Below are 20,590 nucleotides of genomic sequence, written 5' to 3'. Positions count from 1 at the left end.
AAGTCTGCAAGGCCACCGGGGAGCCATAGATGACAGACTTGCTTGTCCACGGAGCCGGCAGCAGGGGTCTCCACCGAGTGAGTCCAGAATCATTCCGAGGGCAGCGTGCGGGGAGTATTTACGTCCGTGCAGCGGCCTGTGGCATGCACTTTGAAGCGCGCCAGCATCCCGTTCTCTGCCTCTCGGCGACTCTCTTTCAGGAAGGCCGGTGAAGAGCCGGCGCGCGCGGAGAGTCCGCGATCGGTGGCGTTCTGCTTCCGGCCCAACGCTTTTCCGCGCTGAGTGCAGGGCCGGCTTCCGGGCGGGACGATGGCGATCAATTGCGGGTATGCCGCCCTGCTTGGCTTGAGATCGTCGCTCTCTCCAGGACGTACCTGGCTCAAGACTTCGAGAGCGATTTCACCTGGCGGGATGTTCAGCAGTGGATTCACCCGGAAGGGTGAATCCTGACTCCAGCGTACATTCAGATTTTCGCCCACGCTGGGAGTTTGCAGGGTGCCGTCGAACACCCTCGGGCGTATTGGTGCCGAATCGGAAAGATTCTGACCGATCTGTACCGTTGCTGAGCATTTGGCGCGGAGTTCCATACTCCGTTTTCATGTTTACGCACGGAGGTACGTGAAGTCTTGCGGCGCTAGCGTTCGGGCGTGGGCAAAGAAAAGGGCTCCGAGGCGATTCGCGTCCAGCCTCGAAGCCCTTCATCCCGTGCCCGAGTCAATCGCGAACAAGGAGTACGAGAATTGATGCAGCACGTGCGAAGGAACTTCTTGCGCCTTATTCCTCCGCCTTCCGAGCCTAGCATTCCGCTGTCCGCTGTGGTCCAAACCTCTCCTGCGAGCATTTTCTTCGTGACGCTGCGCCTGAGTCTTGTGCCGGTGTCCGGTATCGCTCTCTCGTCGGCGTGGAACCCGGTGGAGGTGTCCGCACATTTGCTCGGGCTGTTGACCGCCACGGTGCTGGCCGACCGCAGTGCGGTTGCGTACCTGAAGATCCGCAGGAGCTGACAGCTCCTAGCCTGGTTCATCAAGTGATGCCTTCGCGCCCCCTCATGGGCGCGAAGGCACCCCCTTCTACCCACAATGCTGGCGGCGCGCGCTCTGCACGTATGACTGCCGATGGTGCCCACCACACGCCTCGAAGGATCTCTCCCGCTGGGGCGGCCTGAGCAGGAGTGGATCAGTCCGTCATCGAGCGAGTGCACTACGAACGGAAAGGTGTGAGAAGTGCGGACTCCTCAGGGCCTGACTCCGGCTCTGGAACGTCGGAGGCGCCTGTGCGACTTGAGGCACGTGGATGTGCACACAGGCGTGATGTCTGGTCTGCCAGTGACGTATGAGGTGTTTCGCCAAGACTGCTGGCCGGTCTACCGTCGGTACAGCGCTGCCTGCTCCGGCTCTTCCACGGTGGGTGCAGCGGTTGCTGCTGCGGCCCTGAAGGGGCTGGAGGAGCGGTGGGACGCAGTGCTGAGCAGCCCTTCTCCAGCCGTCACGGCTTGGGAGTTCCTCGTGGAGTGCACGAGCTCGCGCCGCACGGCCTCCACCCAGTGGGTGTACCGCAGCCTCGAACGTCGTGAAGCAGACGCGTTGCTGCTACGCCACAAACTGGGCTTGAGTGCGCACCAGGGCGGCGAGGTGATGGGGCTGGACAGTGCCGAGTTCACGCTGCTGAGTCGGCGGGCGCTGTGCAAGATGACGACTCAGACCTGAGCCGCATATGCCAAAGGCTGTTGTCTCGCATGATTTGGCAGGGGTGCGTCGACGCGTACGTGAAATCTGAGGTAGCTGCTCGGCGTCGAGAAGTGATCCCTCGATCGTGGACGCGGGTGGCATTTGCCTGTTGGACACTCCTAGCATGGGTTTCTTCCGTTGAGGTTCGCGTGCTCTCATCGGGAGCATGCGGGCGCGAGTGTGGGGAGCCGGCTCATCATTGACCTCAGCAGGCCCAGCGTCGCCCGAATGTACGATTTCCTACTCGGTGGCACCGATAACTATCAAGTAGACCGTGATGCGTGTAACGAGCTGCTGCGGATGGCGCCCAGTTCGAAGGACCTGGCCCTCGTCAACCGCGCCTTCCTCGTGCGTGCCGTGCGATACCTGGCGGCCGAGTGCGGCGTGCGGCGCTTCCTCGACTTCGGGTCAGGACTTCCCACGCGCCCGAACGTCCATCAGGTAGCCCAGGAAGTCGACCCCTCCAGCGAGGTCGTGTACATCGACAACGACCCCCTCGTCCTGGCGCACGGACGGATGATGCTGGCTGAGGACCCCAGTACGACCGCCGTGCTCCAAGCGGACCTGCGGGACACCCGCGACGTCTTCGCCAGTTCCGAAGTCGACCGGCTGCTCAGGGACGACCAGCCGGTCGCAGCCCTGTTCGTGTCGGTGCTGCACTGCATCCCGGACAAGGACGACCCCTGGGCCTTGGTCCGCGACGTAGCACAACGACTGCCGTCCGGCAGCTACATGGTCATCTCGCAGCTCGCTTCCGATGACGCCGAACTCCGCGCCTCCATCACGGACTTCATGGCCCGCGTCACCAACGACAACTGGGGCCAGGTCCGCTCCTTCAGAGAGGTCAACCGACTCTTCGAAGGGCTGGAGCCCGTGGAGGGCATCGGCCCGGTGGAGGTGTCCCGGTGGAAGCCCGACAGTGATCTCGCCCCACGGCAGCGAAGCGACGAGTGGGTCGAACGCGGTACCGTCGCACGCATCCCGTGACTACCGCGGGTCCACCAGCCTGTCGATGTAGTCCTGCAGCAGGTCCAGCGTCTCGTCCTTCCTCCCGGTGCGCGTCCACAGGTCATCCATGCATGCCTGGTAGGGCTCGACCTCACTGGGATCTACGAGGTACTCCCCGCCCCGGTTGGTGTTCTCCAGGTAGACCATCCGACCCTCAACACCATCGTGCGGTTTGAAGAGCGTCATGGACGGATGCCGCGCACCTCCCTGCTCCTGCGCGGCATTCGGCAAGATTCGGATGTGCACGTTGGGCTTGTTTTCGGCCAGATTGAACAGGTGGCGCAACTGCTCGCGCATGACGGCCGTTCCGCCCACGCGCTTGGCCAAAACGCTTTCGGCGATCAGGGCCTGAAACTCGGGGGCGTCGGGCTGGTCCAGCAGGTTCTGGCGCTGTCGACGCACGTCGAGGCGCCGGCTCACCAGCTCCTCGTTCCTCCGCCGCGTCGCTTCGTCAGCCGGCAACCGGTAGTAGTCCTCCATGAGCGCTCGCGCGTAGGCCGCCGTCTGCAGCATCCCGGGCACATTGAACTCCTGGTAGGTGCAGATGCTCTTGGAGACAACCTCGGTCGCGAAGACGCGCGCCAGGACGTCGCCGACTACGTCCGCGTAACTCGACCACCATGCCCGCTGCAGCGACTGCTGTACGAGCAGGAGGATTTCGTCGATTATTTCCGGGGAGGCGCCGTAGAACTGGCACAGTGCGACGACCGTCTCCTCGTCCAGCTTCCGCTTGGCGGCAGTTTCATACCGGCACAGGGTTGCTGTTGATCCAATGCCCGGTACCTTGCCGACGACATCGCTCTGCCGTAGTCCGGCCTGCTTGCGCAGGTACGTTAGGTAATTGCGCACCACGCGTGCAGCGGCATTAGGTGTGGTGGGCGACTCGTTGTCGCCGACCAGGGCCAGAACTCTCCCCTGCAACCGGACCTCTCCTTGCGTACGGGCGACGCACCTTCGCGTCGCCCGTACAGCATCTACATCAGTCGCCCCGGGGGCAAGTCGCTGGCGGACTGTTTCAGACAGTCATGTTATTGAACTCCCCCCTGGTCGCGCCGTCGAGGAAAGCCGTGAACTCCGACCGCGTGAACACCAGTGCGGGCCCATCAGGGAAACGCGAGTTGCGGACTGCGACTTCGCTTTCATTGACGCGTGCAAGCTCGACACACTCATTGAGCGCATCGCTTGCAGTTGCCTTCACCCATCGCGCACCGGCGATCCCGCTGGCCGGTGTGCCGTTGGTGAACGTGTTCATTTCCGCACCTGCCCTTCGCTCTTGACCAGCGCCGATCTCGTCGAAGCTGGTCGCTTTCCGTCGCCCTGCAGAGCCGCTTGCGCGGGCATCTGAAATTTTCACTGGGCGGTGAACATGTGCCGGAATCATAGCGGGATGTACCTGCAGAAAGCGTCCCTCGAAGGAGTGTTCTCTCTGTTACTGGAAAATGCTTATAGGACTACCATTAGAGCTGCAAGGCGATCTTGAAGTCTGGTCGAGAAATGGCTTGAGTTGCTCCGGTGGCGAAGGGTGGCGCAAGGACATGGGGACCCGGGTGCCAGCCGGTTCGCGACCACCTGTGGGACGAAGCGCATGTGACGGATGGAGAGCGATGCAGCACGTCAGCTTCCGCGGAACTCCTGCGTTGCGTGGAACCGGCGCGAACGCGGCTGGCGCGCGCCGATGTGAGCGAGATCGTGAAGCGGATCGCCGTCGAACGGGGCATTGGCCCTTCCCAGGCCGACGGCTGACTCGGCCCGTGGTGGTCCGGCCTCACAGCGGGAAGCGCGTTGTTGGTGCGGCGCTGTTCAGCCGCAGGAGCTAAGGGGCCTGCTACGTGACGGGGCCCGGCATCCTTCAGTTCTACTGATCGTTGCAACACCCCAGTTCAAGGGGTCCAATGGACTTCGAGTTCCGCAAGAACAGGTAACCCGCGTGCCGCGAGGTGTCCGTTCGGTGAACGAGTCGAAGGGGTCGACTTCATCGATCTCGCCACCCGGCCTGCGTGGCCTGCCCAGTGTCGGAGGTCATCGACGCCGCCCGGTGGCAGAAGCGGTCAGGTGGATGGTGGGTGGGTAGGCGGGCTTCGGCGGGATCGGCCGGGCCGACGCCAGGGAGGTCATGGGCGGTGTGGCGCGCTGCGTCGTTCGACCGGCGGCGGCCTGGGCGAGACGGCTGCGGCCTTCCTGAAGCTGGTTGGGGCGGAACGGGCGTGGCGGGTTGGCGGACACGGCCGGGTCGAGGCGAAGGTCGGCCTGCACGGTGTAGCCCTGGCGGCGAAGATCGCGGACGGTCTGACGGGTCCGGCGGGGACCGTCGCGCTCGGGCTCGCTGAGCCGGTACAGCCCTGGTTCACCGGGGGCAGGCTCGAACTGCTCGCGCTCCAGGTACCAGTGGGCGAGATGTGCGGGCATGGAGGAGGTGAAGGAGGCAACGAAGCCGTGCGTGTCGTGGGTGCCAAAGGTGAAGTGAGTGCCGGGTTGCAAGAGGGCGGGGCTCCTCACGTTGTCGGACTGAAGCTCTCAGTGGTCGTGATGCGAGGGGACGGGCTGCGGTGAGGGGGCGGAGCGGTGGGGAGAACGGGGCCCGGGCGGCGGTGGGTGTGCGCTCGCGCGAGCGTGGTGGAGAATCCAAGGCTCTGCAGGGTGGAGTGGTCAGCGCGTACGGCCGACCGATGGCGCGGCCTTCGGCGTCGTCGGCGGAGGGGCGGCGCCGGTAGTGAGCGCCGAGTGGCGAAGGTTCACGCCGATGCCCTTGGCCGTGAGCTGTTGAACCACGCTGTGGACGCGAAGGGCGCGACCGCTGTCCCCGTAGGCGGTGGGCAGGAGGAACGCTGATTGGTGCGGGTGGTACTGGAAGCCGTGGGCATACAGCGTCATTCGGGCATCGGGCGGCACACTCTCATACGGGGCACCGAGGGCGCCGTCGCCGTACAGAGTCAGAGTGAGGACCTGGGATACCTGTGGTGGGGCGGGCCGGTGCGGGGGGTCGGGCTGGTCTGCCGCGATGTCGAGCACCGCTTGCAGGGCCTGTTCGTAGCGGGGAAGCACCCGCCGGGCAACTCGTGCCGCTGCTCGCGCGGGGTCCTTGGGAACGGCGATGCCGTTGGGTTCCTCGACCGCGTCGAAGTGGTGGGGCTTGATGTGCGTGCCGTTGGGGGCGAGCGGGGCGACGACAAACTGGTGCGGGTAGTGGGGCCGGTCGGCCACGTACAGCCGCTGGTTGGCCGGCCCGTGGAGCACGGCATCGTGGGCGGGGAGGTACTGGCTGATGATGTAGCCGACGTGGCCGGCGGCCCAGAGCTCGTCGGTGTGGGGGAATTGGTCCGCGCACTGCGCGTGGTGCTGGTACTCGCAGTACCAAGTGCCGGGGAGACGGGTGGCCAGGCCCGAAGCGAAGTCGGACAAGTCGGTGCGGGGTGAGGTCATGTGTTCCTGGAGAGACCGGTGGTCTGGCGTCAGGGCTTGTGCCGTCGCTGTGCCGCCAGAAGGACTCGCGGAGGAAGGGACGGCGGACCGCCCGGGTGGGCGTGAGCTGCAGTGCTGGCACGAGCGAGGTCGGTCCCGTCCAGTCCTCGGCGACGTGCAGCATCTCTCCGAGGCTGCGGATCTCGGCGACGGCGTCGGCGAGGCTGTAGGAGGGGATCTGGTGCAGCGGGGAGCGGCTCCGCATGCGACTCGGCCTGTTGAGCCGGTCAGCAGAGCATGGAGCGCGTCGGCGTAGCCGGGAGCGCGTTCCGGTCGGTGGATGAGACGGGGCTTGGGAGCAGCCCGAGCTGGGGCGAAGTGATAGTCGATCGCCTCGATCAGGGGCTGCACGCTGCCGCCATGACGAGCCTCGGGCTTCTGGGGGAGGCCCATGGTCAGCGGAGGGAGCCGAGTCGTAGCTGACCTCGGACAACGCTCGGTCGTCCAGGTACTTTCGCGTCGCGGTCCAGCCTCCGGATATCCCGGGGGCGGTCGGAGGAGGGTCCTGCGGCGGACCGGTGATCAAGTATGTGTCGTTGGGAATCCATAAGCGCACGATGTAGGCGCTGCGGCCGAACTCGATGATGCGCTCCAGGCCACGCTGCCGCGGCGTGGTGATGTGCGCGTGGCGGCGTCACAGCTCCTGCCACCACGGGGCGGCCACATGGGGATGGTCGGAAGCGGCGCAAGCGGAGCCGCGTGGTCGCCGGAACGGGCGCTTGGGCTGTCAGCGCCCACGGCTCCTCCTGCAGGAGGCGAGCGCGCGGCGCAGCGGTGGTGTCCGGCGGGCGGGGCTGGGCTGTGGCTCCGGAAGCGGGCTGAAGTCGAATTCGTACTCGTCGTAGGTGGCGATCAGTTCGTGTTCCATCTGGGCTTCGCGTTCGGCGACCTGGGTCATGAGGTCGTCGTGCTCGGCCTGGTGCTGCTGGTACTCCGCCCAGTCGGCGCCGCTGTAATGAGCGGGGCGGTTCAGGGGATTCCTTGAGGTGGTGATGCTGGTTCGGGCCTTCGAGGAGGGCTAGCGGTGGCGACCGCTCGGCCTGGGCGGTGGAGGCGCCGGGCGTTTCCGAGGGGTGAGCGTCGAGAGGAAGCGGTGGAAGTCGAGGTGGTCGTTCAGTTCCTTGGCCGCGTCGCGGAGAGATTCCGACGTACGCCGCAGGAAGGCTCGCGCCGAAGCATGGTCTATGACCATGCGGTTCTTGCGGTGGTGACAGTCGGTCGGGTTGGAGGACCGTGGCAGGGCCAGGGCGCTCTCCGCAGTGTCGGTGAAGTGCGGTGCTGCGTGGCTCGACATGCTGGCCGCCATGACGAGGTGGGCGAGGACGGAGGTGCCAGCGCGGGTCGTGCTGTGCTGGCTCCGGGCGAAGTCAGTGGCCAGCCGGAGGACGTCGCGGGAGAGGTCCTGGGCGTCGGCGGCGTGCTGGAGCAGCGCGGCGTAAGAGAGCGTGATCGGCACGTGCCCGCTCTCGTCCAGCAGCTCCCACTGCTGGGCGGCATCGAGCAATCTATCCCTCATTGAGCTGATCGCATCGATGAGATCGAGAGTGTCATCGCGTGGGATCAGTTCGTGCTGGATATCGGGTTTCACGGGTAACTTTCTGTTTCAGTGCATGCGGGCGTCGGTGTCGAAGAGCGCCAGCTCGTCAGCGTGCAGGAGGTGTTGGACGATGAAGCTGCGGCCGGCGACCTTCCACAGGCCGCGTCCGCGGTTGAGGCGGGAGATGGCGTCAGTCTCCACCGAGGTCAGCCCCAGCAGGGCTGCGGCGGCGTGCAGCTGGTCGGTCTCCTGGCGGTAGATGATGCGGGTGGAGCAGTCCGCGAGCAGACCCTCCGCGAGGGCGCGACCTCGGGATCCGGCGTCGCCGGCGGTGAGCAGGTCGCTGAGCCGGTGGATCACCATGAGATTCGCGATGCCCAGGCCGCGGCTCAACTTCCACTGCGACTGCATGCGTTGCAGCAGACCCGGGTGGCGCATCAGCCTCCACGCCTCGTCGTACACGATCCACCGCCGACCACCCCGTGGATCGGTGAGGGCGGACTCCATCCAGGCGGAAGCGCACGTCATCGCGAGGACCAGCGCGGTGTCGTCACCAGATGCGCCGAGCCGGGAGAGGTCGATCGTAAGCATCGGCGAGCTGGGGTCGAAGCGCACGGTAGAGGGCGCGTCGAACATACCGCCCAGATCGCCGTGGACAAGTCGGCGCATGGCGTGGGCGAGGTCGCGGGCCGACTCCCCCAGCCGTCCGGACATCACCCCGGCGGCCCTGTCGAGCTGGTCGGAGTCGTTGAGAGCTGCGGCGACGTCGCCGAGAAGAGGGGTACGGCCGGAGTCGGCGGCGTGGGTGACGACCGCGTCGAGGGCGACGTCCAGAGCGGTGTGCTCCATGGGCATCAGGTCCCGGCCGAGGACGGTCCGGGCCAGGGAGCCGAGCAGGAGGAGTCGGCGCTTGCGGATCTCGCCGGCCCAGTCGGCCTCTGAGACGCTCTCCGGCCGGGGCGCCGCGTCCATCGGGTTGATGCGCCCGGGGAGCCCGGGGCCGAGGGCAACCGACATGCCGCCCAGCGCCTGGGCCACTGGCGTCCACTCGCCCTTGGGGTCGCACGGGACGTAGATGCGGTAGCCGAAGGCCACGGAGCGCAGGGCGAACGACTTCGCCAGCGCGGACTTGCCCTGCCCGATCACCCCGGCCAACAACACGTTCGGGTTGGTGAACCCCTCGATCCGTCCGTACAGGGCGAAGGGGTCGAAGACGAACGACGCTTCGGCGTGGACGTCGCGGCCGATGTAGATGCCCTCGGCGCCGAGTCCGCCCTCGGCCAGGAAGGGGTACGCGCCGGCCGCGATGGCGGTCGTCATGCGGTGGGCGGGAAGCCTGAGCCGGTTTCCGCGGGCGGAGCCGGGACCGGGGCGTCCGCTGGGCGGGTAGAGAGGCGCGGGTGTCGCGTGGTCGGCTGGTGCGGTGCCCGCCGGGTGGGTGGTTGCTTCGGCGCGGGCCTTGGCCGAGGCTTCGGCGAGCTGGCGGCGGGCGGCCTTGCGGCTGGCCCGGTCGGTGCCGTGCGGGGTGAACAGAGGAGATGCGGAGGCGCGACGTGCGCGGCGGGCGGGCCGGTGGCTCATCGGAAGCCCTCGTTTCGGCGGGTGATGCTCATCGCGCTCATGCAGTGGTGTGCAGCGGGCGGTTGAGGCCGGTGGGGGTGGTCTTGCGGCGGACGGTGTGCCCGGCGGCGAGGTGGCGCTGGCAGATCGTGAGGACCGGCGGTCCTTCCGGGAGCCGCTCGGGGCGGCACTCGGTGGAGTCCGAGGTCGCGGACGGCAGCAGGTGGAAGGCCGCGTGGACCTCGGCGGTTGCCTGCCACAGCCGGGCGTACGCGGCGGCGAGGTGCCGACCGGCACCGGGATAGGGGGGACGCGCTGCCTCGGCGAGCTGGTTGAGGAGCCGGTGCACGGCGGTGAGGTGAGCGTGGAGTACGTCGAGGTGGAGGCGGTCCACCGGCTCCTGCGGCGCTGACCGGTCCAGGGTGCGGGCGTGGTGGCGGATGCCTGCGGTGGAGGCGCGCAGATAGGGGTGCGCGTCGTCGGCGCGCGGAGGAGGGGGCACAGGGACGGGGGTCCTTTCTGCCGCCGTACGGGGCAGAGGGCGGCGGGGGTCAGAGAGTGGTGCGGGCCAGTGGCAGTGCGGCGACGGAGAAGGCGTCGGGCTGCTGGTAGTTGAGGCGGCGCAGGTCGACGCCGGCGGTGACGGCGGCGGTCTCGATCTGCGCGCAGGCGGAGTCGAGGAGGGCGTCGGTCTCGGCGGTGACAGTGACCAGACCGGTCAGGGCGACGTCGGCGTGCCCGGCGATGAGCTGTCGTTCGCGCTGTTTAACGTCGGCGTACTCGACGGAGTCCTCTTCGTTGTCGACCTGGCCGCGCCGGGCGCGCTCGCTGGCGTCCGCGATGATCTGTGCCTTCTTGCGCTGGACGTCGCGTAGCGCGGACTCGAGCTTCTGGGGGACGTAGATGAGGGACAGGCTGCGGCGAACCCCGGCGGTGAACATCAGGCCGTGCAGGAACCCGGCATTCGACTCCGTACGCGGCCAGTTCTCCACCCAGTACGTTGCGTGCCGCGCGCTGTCGGTGGCGACCCGGTCGTACTCCTCGACCTGGACGACGGGCCCAGCGGCAGCGGGGTCCGCTTCGGCACGGCCGGTCTCGGACCAGTGCTGAAGGGCGGAGAGGGCCGCCGGGTCGTAGGCGGTGCGGATGACGGCGGCGATCTCCTGGGCGCTCAGCCAGCCGGTGATCATCAGTCCGGCGTTCCGGGCGGCCTGGGCGACGCTGGCCGTGGTCTGCTGCATGACGGTGAAGGCGCCGGGGAGTCCCCCACCTGCTTGCGATATCAGGCGTCGGGCGGCCTTGAGGTCGAGGGAGATCGCGATGTACGTCTCGTGCGGGGCTGCGGCGGGCCCGGCGGCGGCGACCAGTTCGGAGTAGACCTGCCCGGCAACTGGGGTTTCGGGGCGGCCGTGCTGGGCCCAGTGCCGGGCGAGGGTGTCGCCGGAGTCGGGGACGGTGCGCTCCAGGACTTGCACGGTGGCGACGTGCCCGGTGCGGGCAATGCCTGCGAGCGCCCGGCCCCAGCCGTTCACGTTCGCGTTCTGGGTGATGGGGTCGAGCAGGACGAAGGCTCTGCTGGAGACGCGGGCGATGGCGGTGAGGGTCTGCTGGTGCGGGTCGTGGACAGCCGCGGCGCCGTTGGTGGAGTCGCCGGGGGTGACGACCTTGAGGGAGGCGGCGCTGCCGGGCAGGTGGAGGACGCCGTCCTGCCGGGGCCGGGTGATGGGCCGGGCGAGCCACAGGGTCTGGCCGGTGCGGCGGCGGTGTGCGTAGCGGGTGACGATCGGAGCCCAGTCGATCAGGGACCGACCGTGCCGGCGGACGGCGACCAGGGCGGTGACCGCCGCCCACAGCGGGGTCAGAGCGATGGCACCGAGCAGTCCGGTGGAGACGACCGTCACCAGCAGCAGCGCCAGGGCCGAGGAGACGAGAACCAGTTGGGGAAGGGTGAGACCGAGGAGGATGCCGCGGCGGGATCGGTGCGGAAACTTCACCGTGACCGGAGCGATGGCGAGATCGGACAAGCGTGGTCCTGGAGGCGCGGGGCCGGGGGTGGGAGGTGAGGGGCCTCCCACCCCCGGGTGGTCGGGCAGGTGGTCAGAGGCCGGTCGGGGAAGGCGGCGGCGAGGCCGGCCCGGTCGTGCCGGAGTTGTGGGTACTGGCCGGCGGCGGAGCGCCCTGCGGCGGCGGGGTCGTGGTCGGCGGGCTGGACTGCCATCCGCCGACTCGGCCTTGCGCAGCGCCCGGTCCGGAACCACGCGGCCTCGGGCTGCCGCCCACCTGACCGCTGGTGTCTTCGGTGACGCTGGTCGGCGGCGGCTGGACCGCCTTCTCCAGACCGGACTTGGTGCCGTCACCGCCGGGTGAGGCGCCCGAGCTTCCGTGCTGGGAACTGTTCTGGTCTGCGCCGGACGAGGTGGGGGCGATGTCGCCGGGGAAGCCTTCACCCCCAGGGATGGAGTCCGGTCCCTGCGGTGCAGGTCCCGCACCCGCGCCGGCTCCGGCCGCCGCCCCGCCCGTTCCGGCGGTGGCTGCCGCAGCGGCGGCCTTCTTCCCGGCGCGCTCGGCGTGCTGCTTGGCGAGCTGGGCTCCAGCGCCGCCGGCCCGATGGATCGTTTCCCCGTCGGTTCCTTCGGCGGCCCAGTGGACGAACTTGAAGGTGGCGTACGGGCAGAGCATCACCAGGATCATGATCACGATGCCTGCGAGGACGTCGGCGAGTGCGGCCAGGCCGTCCTTGGCTTCGGTCTTGCCCATGGCAGCGATGCCGAGCACGAAGATGATCGTCATCAGCAGCTTGGAGACGACAAGGGTCGCGGTGGCCTCGATCCAGCCCCTGCGCCAGCGACGTGCGGCCTCCCAGCCGCCTCCCGCACCGGCGAAGACGGCCAGGGTCACCATGACGAGGATGCCGACCTTGCGCACCATCATCACGCACCAGTACAGGATGGCGCCGATGGCGGCCCCGAGTGCGGCGAGGACGGCGACGAGCCAGCCGAGTCCGGCGAGCCCGGGTATCTGGTTGACGTTGACCACGCGGCGCACTGCGGAGGCGATGTCCGTGTTCGCGGCTTTGAACAGGCCGGCGGACAGAGCGTCGACCACCTCGATCGCCACGGTGGTCAGGGCGATGGCCGCGAAAGCGAAGATCACACCGGATGCCGTGCCGGTGAACGCCTGCGTCAGAGCCTGCCCGTCACGGCGGATCGCGGCGCGCACGAGTTGGGCGCAGAAGGTGGCCACGAGAACGACGAGACCGATGGGCAGGATCATCTCGTAGTTGTCGCGAAACCAACCCGCGTTGAGGTCGACGCGGGTAGTGGCGTCGACCGCCTTGGCGGCAAGGTCGGCCGAGGCAGCGGCCAGTTCACCGGCGCTCTTGGCCATCCAGTCGCCGATCGCCTTGCCGGGGTCGGAGGCGAAGTCGACGGCCTCACCGACCGCGCAGACCTTGTCCGCGAGGGGAAGATCACAAAACCCCATGAGGACTCCTTTCGGTCAGGGCGCGACGCGCGGGGCGATGGCGACGAGCGAGCAGTCGGCCGACGGACGGCACTGCACCGCGAGCGTGATGGAGCGCTCCTCCGCCCCGCCGCCGCGCTTGGCCCAGGTGATGGTCTGCTTGCCGGTGACCGTCACGGCGTAGATATACGCCTCGGTGATCGCCGAAGGGTCGTCGGCAAGGGCCTGCTTGAACGCAGCCGGATAGTGCGCCTCGGAGACGGTGGCAGCGGCGTGCTGCTTCTGGTCGGCCATCCTCGACCACAAGGTCGGGTCCGGCATCTGCGCGGAGACCGAGACCCAGTCGCGGTACTCGCTCTCCTCGGTCATCCACGCCTCCATGCCGGCGAGCTGCTGCTCGCGGCTGGTGGTTCGGGTGTCGTACGTCCAGAGCATCTCGGCGGCGGCCTTGGCGAACTGGACCGGATCGGAGATCCGCGGGGGCCGTGCCACCGAGCCGGTCTCAGCTGCCGGCTTCGTCGTTTCGGCGGTGGTGCTGTTGGCCGGCGTGGGGGCGACGGAGGGCGATCGGTGCTGTCCGCCGCCGGTGACGTAGGCGGTCGCGGCGGCAACGGCCAGCAGGCACGCCAGGCCGATCGCGATCAGGGCGATGCGCCGGTTCGGCGACCAGCCCATGCCGTATTCGGAGAATCGTTTGCGCATCACTGGACCTGCGACCCCAGGGTCGAGAAGAAGGCCACGATGCCGTTGGCTGCGCCCAGGCCCAGGGCGGCGCCGGCGGCGACGGTCGCGCCCTTCTTGCCGTTGGCCTCGGCCTGGTGGCCACCGGTGTGGTGGCCCCAGGCCCAGACCGCGAGGCTGACGGCGAGCGCCCCGACGACGGCGACGAGGCCGAAGAGGTTGATGGAGTTGACGACGTTCTTCAAAACGGACAGGCCAGGCAGGCCGCCGCCGGCGGGGGTGATGCCCGGGTCGTAGGCGAGCTGGATGAAGCGGTCGGCGATGGGTGACACGGGTATGGCGGGCTCCTTGCGTGCCCAGGCCAACAGGGCTGGGCAGGCGGAAAGGTGAGGGAGAAGGGGGAAGTGCGCGAACGGCGCGGGAGGGGAACGGCGGCGTCAGACGACGCGGCGCGCGGCAAGGACGGCCCAGTCCTTGATCAGGGAGATCCGGGTGGGTCTTCCAGTGCGCGGGGCCTCGATGACGAGGCCCTCGCCCAGGTACATGCCGACGTGTTCCGGGCGGGCAGCGGTGCCGCGGCTGAAGATCAGGTCGCCGGGCTCCAGTGCCTTCGGGGAAACGGCCTTGCCCTCGTTGACCTGTGTGTATGTAGTGCGGGTGAGGGCGATTCCGGCGTGCTTGTATGCCTGCTGCATCAGCGAGCTGCAGTCGCAGCGGCCCATCGGATCAGGGCCGTGCGGGGCCGTGCACGAGCCGCCCCACTGGTACATCGTGCCGAGCTGGTGCATCGCCCAGACGATCGCCTTGCGGGCACGCGGGTCGGTGTCCTCCGGGATGTTGTAGCCCTTGGGTACGGCACCTTCGGGGATCGGCCCGAAGGTGCCGTCCTGCGGGCCGCAGCCCGAGAGGGCCGGTTCGTCGCCGGCGTCCTCGCCGGGGTTGCCGCGGTCGGCGCCGGGGAAGGTGGCGGCGATGGCCTTCTGCAGCGCCGTTGCGAGCGGCTCCCACTGCGCGTACGCGTCCGGGAAGCCGGACTTCTGCACGGCCTGTGCTGCCTGCGTCACGGTCATCTGCTGCCAGCCGTCAACCTTCAGCAGTGCCTTGTAGAACCGCTCGCTCGCGTACACGGGGTCGCGGATCTGCTCGGCTGTACCCCAGCCTTGGGTGGGCCGCTGCTGGAAGAGGCCGAGCGAGTCGCGGTCGCCGTAGGCGAGGTTGCGCAGTCGGCTCTCCTGCATTGCTGTGGCCAGCGCGACGATCTGGCCCCGCCGGGGCACCTGCAGGCTGATGCCGGTGGCGACGATGGTCTGGGCGTGCGGGATCTGTTCGCCGGGCAGGTCCAGGCCCTCGATGCGGATGTCGGAGGCGTCCGCGCCGTCGAGGATTTTGGTGACCTGCTCGGTGACCTCGTCCGTGTCCAGGTCGGGGAGGCACTGGCTGATGGCTCTGGTGGGGGTGGCGGCTTCGCTGGAGCTGGCCATCATCATGGCCGCGCCGCCGAGGAGGAAGGGGGAGAGGCAGACGACGCCGATGCCGGCGGCGAGCGCCTTCAACCCGTGTGGCCCGCTGGCCGGTCAGGGTTTGCGGGCAGGGGAGGATAGCGAGACGTCATGAGGTGTCCTTGCGGTGCGGTGTCCGGCGTGCCGTGTGCGCGTGGCGTGTGGCGGAAGGGGCACGGCAGCCGGGAGGGCGGGCGATCGGGAATGTTGGCCGGCGCGGGCGAGTTGCCGCTCGCTTGGCGGGCCGACCTGTGAGCTAGGTGTGCCGCGGGAGGGAAACCTCCGCGAGGCAAAGGCGGGGGAAGCCAGCGGCGGTGAGCGCCGGCCGGTTCAAAAACAGTAGGCCCGAATCGGCCGTTGACCAAAAAGTCGGCGCGACGTACCGGAATCCGGCACTTCAGCAGCTGACTTCTTGGTCGTCGGCGAAATCGCGTCTACAGTTTTGGAACTCCCCCTCGCCTCCCCGGTTTGCGGCCACGGGCTTCTGTATGCCCAATCCCGGCCCGCTGGGATCCGTGTGCGAGATGGGCAGTTCCCTCCGCGCTTCCACACCCGAATCGGGGTTCTTCTTTGCCTTTTTCCCTGCACCAGGGCGACGCCCTCGCCGTCCTTTCCGAGCTGCCGGACGGCTGTGTCGACTCCGTGATTACCGACCCGCCGTACAACAGCGGTGGGAGGACCGCGAAGGAACGCACCAGCCGCTCAGCGAAGCAGAAGTACACCTCCGCCGATGCCAAGCACACCCTGGCCGACTTCACCGGTGAGAACATGGATCAGAGGTCCTACGGCTTCTGGCTGACGCAGATCATGACCGAAGCCCACCGGGCGACCCGCACCGGCGGCACCGCGCTCCTGTTCACTGACTGGCGCCAGCTCCCCATCACAACGGACGCGATCCAGGCGGCCGGCTGGCTGTGGCGAGGGGTACTGGCCTGGCACAAGCCGCAGGCCAGGCCCCAGAAGGGTCGCTTCACGCAGAACTGCGAGTTCATCGTCTGGGCCTCGAAGGGTGCGATCGACGCCTCGCGGAATCCGGTGTACTTGCCGGGCCTCTACAGTGCCTCGCAGCCGTCAGGTGCGAAGCGCCAGCACATCACCCAAAAGCCCGTGTCCGTGATGCGCGAGCTGGTCAAGATCGCCCCGCCGGGTGGCACGGTGCTCGACTTCTGCGCCGGATCCGGCTCAACAGGTGTCGCCTCCCTGCTCGAAGGCAGGGACTTCATCGGCGTGGAGAAGACGCAGCATTACGCCTCTATCGCGGCCGACCGGCTCACAGAGACGATCCGCGAATCCCTCACGCAGGATGACGTGGATCTCACCGCCTGACGCCGCAACGGCATTCCCTACGGCCGGTTACCGGGGCGCTAATTCGCCCCCATGGGCGATGGCTTGCCACGCCTCATTCATGGCACGACGGGTGATCTGCTCGTCACCGCTTCTACTTCCCTTTCTAGGAGGCCGCGCCTTTCATGTCTGAACCCGTAAAATCCCCGGCTGAGGGGGAGTTGGAGCCGGTCCGGATCCCAGATCCCCAACTGGAGGGGATCGAGGCCAGCGTCCGGCGGCTGATGGAGCAGTCGGCGCAGCAGGCGCAACAGCTCGATCATCTGGCCTCCGCACCGGACCCCGGCGGACCGTCGCCGTTCACGGCGTTCGGCATGCCAGGGCTCGGAGGACCACCTCCGGCGGCCGAGCCGCGCCCGATTCTGGAGCTGGACGGGGAGGAGCGCGAGGACGAACTCGACGCCTTGTCGGACTGGGTCGACGACTTCCTCCTGCCCGTATACGGCGCGGAGGTCACCACGGCGGCGCCCTGGTGCCTGCGGTGGCAGGAGCACGACGATGTCGTGGCGTGGCTTCACGCCCTGTGGCTGGCCTACCAGCAGCACAAGGACCCCGAGGCAGGGTTGTCTGGTCCCTTCGTGTGGCACCGGGACTTCCTCACGCACGCGATGGCTGCCATCCGTGCACCCGGCGGTCCGCTGTCGGCCTGCATGACCTCGCCGGAGCGACCCGCCCACCGGATCCTTCCCAGCCCGCCGCCCTCGGCTCGTAGGGAGAAGGCGGCGGCGACCGGACCGGAGCCTTCCGGGCCCGGTGAGTCCAATGAGCTGACGGCGTGAACGGCGGGCAGCAGCGGGCGGCCTTCGGGTTGAGCTTCGACCCCCGCGCGCTGACGGATCTCCTCCAGGCCCCCAGCGACATCCGCGACCTCACCCTCGTCTACCTGCAGGAAGTGGTGAACGCCGAGCGCTTCGGGCTCAGGCTGACGGGCGACTTGGAGGGCTACCGCAAGCTGTTCGTGGACTCCCGGAAAGACTGGCGCGTCGTCTATGGGGTGCGTCCTGCGCCTGAGACGTCTGCGCACCGGCGGGAGATCCACGTCATCGCGGTCAGGCCGCGGGCCGGCAACGACGTCTATGACGAGGTCGGCCGCCGCCTGGGGATGACCCGCCGACCGGTCAGCGCCCGCACCCACGCGGCCCGCTCCCACTCCCCGCAGCTCACCACCCGCCGCCCGGCCCCGGGGCCAGGACCGCTGCCCACCACGATGCCGGGCCTCCCGCGCCCCGCGCAGAACCCCTCGCACCGTCACTCCCGCTGACTACTAGGAGCCCCCGCTTATGCCCTCTGATCCCGCGCCGGCATCAGCCCGGCGTGCGGTCTCCTCACTCGACCACCGCATCGAGGCCGCAGCCGGACACGACATCGACACCCTGTGGGCCCAGCGGGACCGCGGCCTCCTCGATGAGCCGCATGCCCGCCTGATCGACCAGCACCGCGAGCTGGCCCAGGCCGAGAGCGGTGTGACCTTCCACCGAACGCTCCTCCACCGCCTGTCCAGCGGCGAGTTCCCCGTCGACAGCGCTCTGTTCGAGCGCATCAACCGCACCGTGAACCAGATGGAGGAGGCCGCCGCCCTACGCGACGCCGCGGCCCGAGAGGTGATTGCCCACCTGGAGCCGATCGAGGCCGCCGCCGGCACCGTGTCAGTGGCCACCGGAAGGCCGATCTCGGCTGCGGACCAGGCGGTGCTGCTCGCCATCGCTGGCGGAGCCAAGCTCTACGAGCATCTCCTGACCCACCGGCTGTCGGTGACCACTGCCTCCGGTACCCGCATCCCCTACGCCGAGCTGCAGCGGCTAGAAGGCGCCGGTCTGCTCTCCCGGGACACCAGCCACCCCGTGCACGCCGGCCAGCCGGTTGCTCTCACCGCCGCCGGACGCGCCGCGCTGGCCGCTGCCCTACGGCCGGCCAGGACACAGGTGCCGAACACCGCAGCCCGGCCCGGGGCATGGCCGTCCACCCCAGCACACCGGCGCTGACCTCACCGAAAGGCCCCTGCTTGTCCTCCACCCCATCGACGCCCTCCCAGGGGCGCATGCCTGAAGTCGACTTCGAACTGGACGAACTCGACGCGGACGAGCGGATCTCCCGCGACTTCTACCGCCACATCGCGGTACACGAGGACATGCTAGTCCCGCTCGCCGAACACCACACCGCCAGCGCTGAGCACAGCTACTACGTCCTATTCGACCGCACCGCCACCTACGGCCACCCCGGCGACCCCCAGTACGTCGCCGTCCACCTACACCGGGACCACGAAAAACGGACGTTCGACTTCGAGCAGGCTCCGCTGCCGCTGCCCTCGATGGCGTAGTCCTGGCTGGTACACCGCGGCTGCCCTCCCGACGCCATCAACCTCGACCCCGACGTTGGACCTCCGCCGGCGGATGAGGCGACACGGACTCTGGAGCGACGCCTCGCAGGCGACGGCGACCACTACGCGATGGCCTACTCCTACACCCGCGACGATCCGGACGACATGGTCACCGTGGTGGCGCTCCGCTCCCTCGACGAGCGAACCCCGTCTCCGTTCCGCGTCGTGGCCAAGGAGGTCGACACCGACGCGTGGACCCACACCCTGCGCGAAGGCGGCTTCGCCACCGCCGAAAAAGCCCTGCAGCGGTGCGAGAACCGACTCGGCGGCACGGCCGGACCCCTCCCGCCATTCCGCCCGGCCGCGCCGCAGATCCGCTCAGCCCACCCGCCAAGGACGTCTGTTCCGCGACCGCCAGGTCGATCGCGTTGACCGACAAGGCCGATTGGCGCTGCGAAACATAGCCGACGATCGCCGGTTGGCCAAACCGGCAATCCTGCAGACGCTTATACAGCCGCCGGGACATCACCCCCGACGTCTTCCCGCGTATTCCCCCTTCCCGTACGGAGGTCCCTTCCGCATGTGGTCAACCCGGAGAATTTCTTGTCCGATGAAATAGTCGACGGCCCAGATGATGTCGTGGGCGTGCTCACCGAACAGATCGAAGCACGCTTCGGGATGGACATGGAGCAGCTGACGGCCGCGGTCGCCGCCGCACCGGCTGTCCACGCGGATGCCACCGACGTCGTCAAGTGGCACGGCCTTTTGACCGCGTCCCAGGCGGCGCTCGACCGGGCGGAGGACGACCTCCTCGCCGCGCTGGAGACACAGCCCAGCGAAGTGGACGACGACCCGACGATGGACCTCGCCCACCGCGTCAACGCGGCCGTCGCCGCACGCGATGGCCGGGCTCAGGTCGTGCGGTGGCTTCTCGACCCCGACGCTCCAGCGAAGAAGGATCTCGCCGCCGAACGACTCGCCCGTCTCCGCGGCGCGTGTAAGGGCCCTGCCGTGCAGACCAGCGCACCGCGCCCGCCCTCGGCTTCACCAGCAACAGCGCCACGAACCAGAAGGGCCGCCCAGCGATGAACGTCCGGCTCAAGCCCAGCACCGCCGACGATCGGCTGCAGGACGTGTTCGGCGCACCCGTCGTCGAGCTCTACGAGACGGCGGCCAGTGCCGATGCCTCTGCGGCGATGACCCGCGCATTGGAGCTGAGGTCGCTTCTCGCCCTGGCCGAGGAGCAAGTCGTCCGTGTCCGCGACCGCGTGCACGATGCCATGGCGCCCGACCGAGACATGTGCGGACTCTCCGCAAACGACTTGCGCATGGACGCGCAGTGGCTGGAGGCCGCACTTGAAGCCCGCGACGGCTACCGCGCCGCGCTCGGCGACTTGCTGCGCACCATGCCCTCTCCCGCCCAGCAGCGCCGGCCCGTCCAGCGGTCACAGCACAAGGTCACCGCCCCGCTCCGGACCGTCGCCGCCCCAGCACCGCAACGTGCCGGGGCGGCCCCGACCCCAAGACCGTGAAAGCTCCCGATTGCTCGACCTCACGTCCACCGAGGTAGCCGGACGGATAGAGGACCTGTACGCCGCCCCCCTGGCCGACCTCGAAACCCACGCACAGGGCCAGCCGCCCGGCATGCTCTCCGCCCTGCTCGGCATGCACGACGACCTCGCTCTCGCCGAGCGGAGCATCGCCTTCCACCGGGACCGCCTCGCCCAGCTCGTCCATACCGAGCGGCACATCGGCGGACACGAGGTCTCTCACGTTCTCGACTGCGCCCGCCGGCTCGCCGAAGCGGTTGCCGTACGCGATGTCCAAGCAAAAGCGGTCTCCGCCGTTCTCCAAAGTCTTGGACGCGCTCCCGCGCCCCAGCCGTCCCCGGATCCCGTGCCGGGCGTACCCGCCGCGCCCGCTCTCCCCGCCCCGGCTGCGAGCGCTGCTCGAAGCCGCTGACTGCTGCCGCCTCCTTTCACCCACCCAGGAGTTC

Annotated in this window: 26 protein-coding genes; 12 read left to right on the top strand and 14 right to left on the bottom strand. The window is 68.5% G+C overall.

All coding sequences use genetic code 11. From position 1 onward, the window contains the following. Positions 1-89: 89 nt before the first annotated feature. The gene (locus HPT28_RS09555) at positions 90-509 is read right to left on the bottom strand and encodes a hypothetical protein (protein ID WP_219090534.1); all 420 of its coding nucleotides are present in this window, start codon (positions 507-509) and stop codon (positions 90-92) included. 339 nt (positions 510-848) lie between these two features. Between HPT28_RS09555 and HPT28_RS09550 the strand changes: the two genes are divergently transcribed. From HPT28_RS09550 to HPT28_RS09540, 3 genes are all read left to right on the top strand, one after another. Continuing rightward, positions 849-1,004 (top strand): hypothetical protein, encoded by a 156-nt coding sequence (locus tag HPT28_RS09550; protein ID WP_219090533.1) that lies wholly within the window; start codon positions 849-851, stop codon positions 1,002-1,004. Between the two features lie 321 nt (positions 1,005-1,325). Further along, on the top strand, positions 1,326-1,706 hold the full coding sequence (locus HPT28_RS09545) for a hypothetical protein (protein WP_219090532.1): 381 nt from the start codon (positions 1,326-1,328) through the stop codon (positions 1,704-1,706). Between the two features lie 219 nt (positions 1,707-1,925). Beyond that, positions 1,926-2,714, top strand: a complete 789-nt coding sequence (locus HPT28_RS09540; protein WP_219090592.1) for an SAM-dependent methyltransferase — start codon at positions 1,926-1,928, stop codon at positions 2,712-2,714. Here HPT28_RS09540 and HPT28_RS09535 read toward each other — a convergent pair whose 3' ends face one another. The 13 genes from HPT28_RS09535 to HPT28_RS09475 all read right to left on the bottom strand — a co-directional run bounded on the left by HPT28_RS09535 (position 2,715) and on the right by HPT28_RS09475 (position 14,987). Next, positions 2,715-3,656 carry a helix-turn-helix transcriptional regulator gene (locus tag HPT28_RS09535; protein WP_219090531.1) on the bottom strand — a complete coding sequence of 314 codons (942 nt, stop codon included), beginning with the start codon at positions 3,654-3,656 and terminating at the stop codon, positions 2,715-2,717. Between the two features lie 94 nt (positions 3,657-3,750). Continuing rightward, positions 3,751-3,987 (bottom strand): DUF397 domain-containing protein, encoded by a 237-nt coding sequence (locus HPT28_RS09530; RefSeq protein ID WP_219090530.1) that lies wholly within the window; start codon positions 3,985-3,987, stop codon positions 3,751-3,753. A gap of 767 nt (positions 3,988-4,754) precedes the next feature. After that, on the bottom strand, positions 4,755-5,213 hold the full coding sequence (locus tag HPT28_RS09525; RefSeq protein WP_219090529.1) for a hypothetical protein: 459 nt from the start codon (positions 5,211-5,213) through the stop codon (positions 4,755-4,757). A gap of 168 nt (positions 5,214-5,381) precedes the next feature. Then, positions 5,382-6,155, bottom strand: coding sequence for a hypothetical protein (locus tag HPT28_RS09520; RefSeq protein ID WP_219090528.1), 774 nt, complete (start codon positions 6,153-6,155; stop codon positions 5,382-5,384). Positions 6,156-6,921: 766 nt separating this feature from the next. Beyond that, positions 6,922-7,092 carry a hypothetical protein gene (locus HPT28_RS09515; protein WP_219090527.1) on the bottom strand — a complete coding sequence of 57 codons (171 nt, stop codon included), beginning with the start codon at positions 7,090-7,092 and terminating at the stop codon, positions 6,922-6,924. A 120-nt stretch (positions 7,093-7,212) separates the two neighbouring features. Continuing rightward, positions 7,213-7,710 carry a hypothetical protein gene (locus HPT28_RS09510; RefSeq protein WP_257578305.1) on the bottom strand — a complete coding sequence of 166 codons (498 nt, stop codon included), beginning with the start codon at positions 7,708-7,710 and terminating at the stop codon, positions 7,213-7,215. Between the two features lie 87 nt (positions 7,711-7,797). Further along, positions 7,798-9,312 (bottom strand): ATP-binding protein, encoded by a 1,515-nt coding sequence (locus HPT28_RS09505; protein ID WP_219090525.1) that lies wholly within the window; start codon positions 9,310-9,312, stop codon positions 7,798-7,800. 37 nt (positions 9,313-9,349) lie between these two features. Then, positions 9,350-9,793 (bottom strand): DUF6238 family protein, encoded by a 444-nt coding sequence (locus HPT28_RS09500; RefSeq protein ID WP_219090524.1) that lies wholly within the window; start codon positions 9,791-9,793, stop codon positions 9,350-9,352. A 49-nt stretch (positions 9,794-9,842) separates the two neighbouring features. After that, positions 9,843-11,315 carry an SCO6880 family protein gene (locus HPT28_RS09495; protein WP_219090523.1) on the bottom strand — a complete coding sequence of 491 codons (1,473 nt, stop codon included), beginning with the start codon at positions 11,313-11,315 and terminating at the stop codon, positions 9,843-9,845. Between the two features lie 73 nt (positions 11,316-11,388). After that, positions 11,389-12,774 carry an ATP-binding protein gene (locus HPT28_RS09490; protein WP_219090522.1) on the bottom strand — a complete coding sequence of 462 codons (1,386 nt, stop codon included), beginning with the start codon at positions 12,772-12,774 and terminating at the stop codon, positions 11,389-11,391. Positions 12,775-12,789: 15 nt separating this feature from the next. After that, positions 12,790-13,455 carry a hypothetical protein gene (locus tag HPT28_RS09485; protein ID WP_219090521.1) on the bottom strand — a complete coding sequence of 222 codons (666 nt, stop codon included), beginning with the start codon at positions 13,453-13,455 and terminating at the stop codon, positions 12,790-12,792. After that, positions 13,455-13,772 carry a DUF6112 family protein gene (locus HPT28_RS09480; protein WP_219090591.1) on the bottom strand — a complete coding sequence of 106 codons (318 nt, stop codon included), beginning with the start codon at positions 13,770-13,772 and terminating at the stop codon, positions 13,455-13,457. Before HPT28_RS09480 ends, HPT28_RS09485 begins: the two co-directional genes overlap by 1 nt. 99 nt (positions 13,773-13,871) lie before the next feature. Then, positions 13,872-14,987, bottom strand: coding sequence for a C40 family peptidase (locus HPT28_RS09475; RefSeq protein WP_219090520.1), 1,116 nt, complete (start codon positions 14,985-14,987; stop codon positions 13,872-13,874). Between the two features lie 516 nt (positions 14,988-15,503). On the opposite strand from HPT28_RS09475, the gene HPT28_RS09470 reads away from it, so the two are divergent. The 9 genes from HPT28_RS09470 (at position 15,504) to HPT28_RS09435 (ending at position 20,556) form a co-directional block, all read left to right on the top strand. Next, complete coding sequence (locus HPT28_RS09470; protein ID WP_219090519.1) at positions 15,504-16,259, top strand: site-specific DNA-methyltransferase; 756 nt, start codon at positions 15,504-15,506, stop codon at positions 16,257-16,259. A gap of 242 nt (positions 16,260-16,501) precedes the next feature. Then, positions 16,502-17,056 carry a DUF4913 domain-containing protein gene (locus HPT28_RS09465; protein WP_219090590.1) on the top strand — a complete coding sequence of 185 codons (555 nt, stop codon included), beginning with the start codon at positions 16,502-16,504 and terminating at the stop codon, positions 17,054-17,056. After that, positions 17,053-17,538, top strand: coding sequence for a hypothetical protein (locus tag HPT28_RS09460; RefSeq protein WP_219090518.1), 486 nt, complete (start codon positions 17,053-17,055; stop codon positions 17,536-17,538). Before HPT28_RS09465 ends, HPT28_RS09460 begins: the two co-directional genes overlap by 4 nt. A 19-nt stretch (positions 17,539-17,557) precedes the next feature. Next, on the top strand, positions 17,558-18,259 hold the full coding sequence (locus HPT28_RS09455) for a hypothetical protein (protein ID WP_219090517.1): 702 nt from the start codon (positions 17,558-17,560) through the stop codon (positions 18,257-18,259). A 56-nt stretch (positions 18,260-18,315) separates the two neighbouring features. Then, positions 18,316-18,594, top strand: a complete 279-nt coding sequence (locus HPT28_RS27725) for a hypothetical protein (RefSeq protein ID WP_374226942.1) — start codon at positions 18,316-18,318, stop codon at positions 18,592-18,594. Positions 18,595-18,723: 129 nt separating this feature from the next. Continuing rightward, positions 18,724-19,026 (top strand): hypothetical protein, encoded by a 303-nt coding sequence (locus HPT28_RS27720; protein ID WP_374226941.1) that lies wholly within the window; start codon positions 18,724-18,726, stop codon positions 19,024-19,026. Positions 19,027-19,197: 171 nt separating this feature from the next. Then, on the top strand, positions 19,198-19,683 hold the full coding sequence (locus tag HPT28_RS09445) for a hypothetical protein (RefSeq protein WP_219090516.1): 486 nt from the start codon (positions 19,198-19,200) through the stop codon (positions 19,681-19,683). Next, positions 19,680-20,126 (top strand): hypothetical protein, encoded by a 447-nt coding sequence (locus tag HPT28_RS09440; protein WP_219090515.1) that lies wholly within the window; start codon positions 19,680-19,682, stop codon positions 20,124-20,126. The genes HPT28_RS09445 and HPT28_RS09440 overlap by 4 nt, the downstream gene beginning before the upstream one ends. 10 nt (positions 20,127-20,136) lie before the next feature. Then, entirely contained in the window at positions 20,137-20,556 is a 420-nt protein-coding gene (locus HPT28_RS09435) for a hypothetical protein (protein ID WP_219090514.1), read from the top strand. Positions 20,557-20,590 lie beyond the last annotated feature (34 nt).

Source organism: Streptomyces sp. JJ38, assembly GCF_019303475.1.
GTDB lineage: Bacteria > Actinomycetota > Actinomycetes > Streptomycetales > Streptomycetaceae > Streptomyces.
This window is presented reverse-complemented; position numbering and strand designations above follow the sequence as displayed.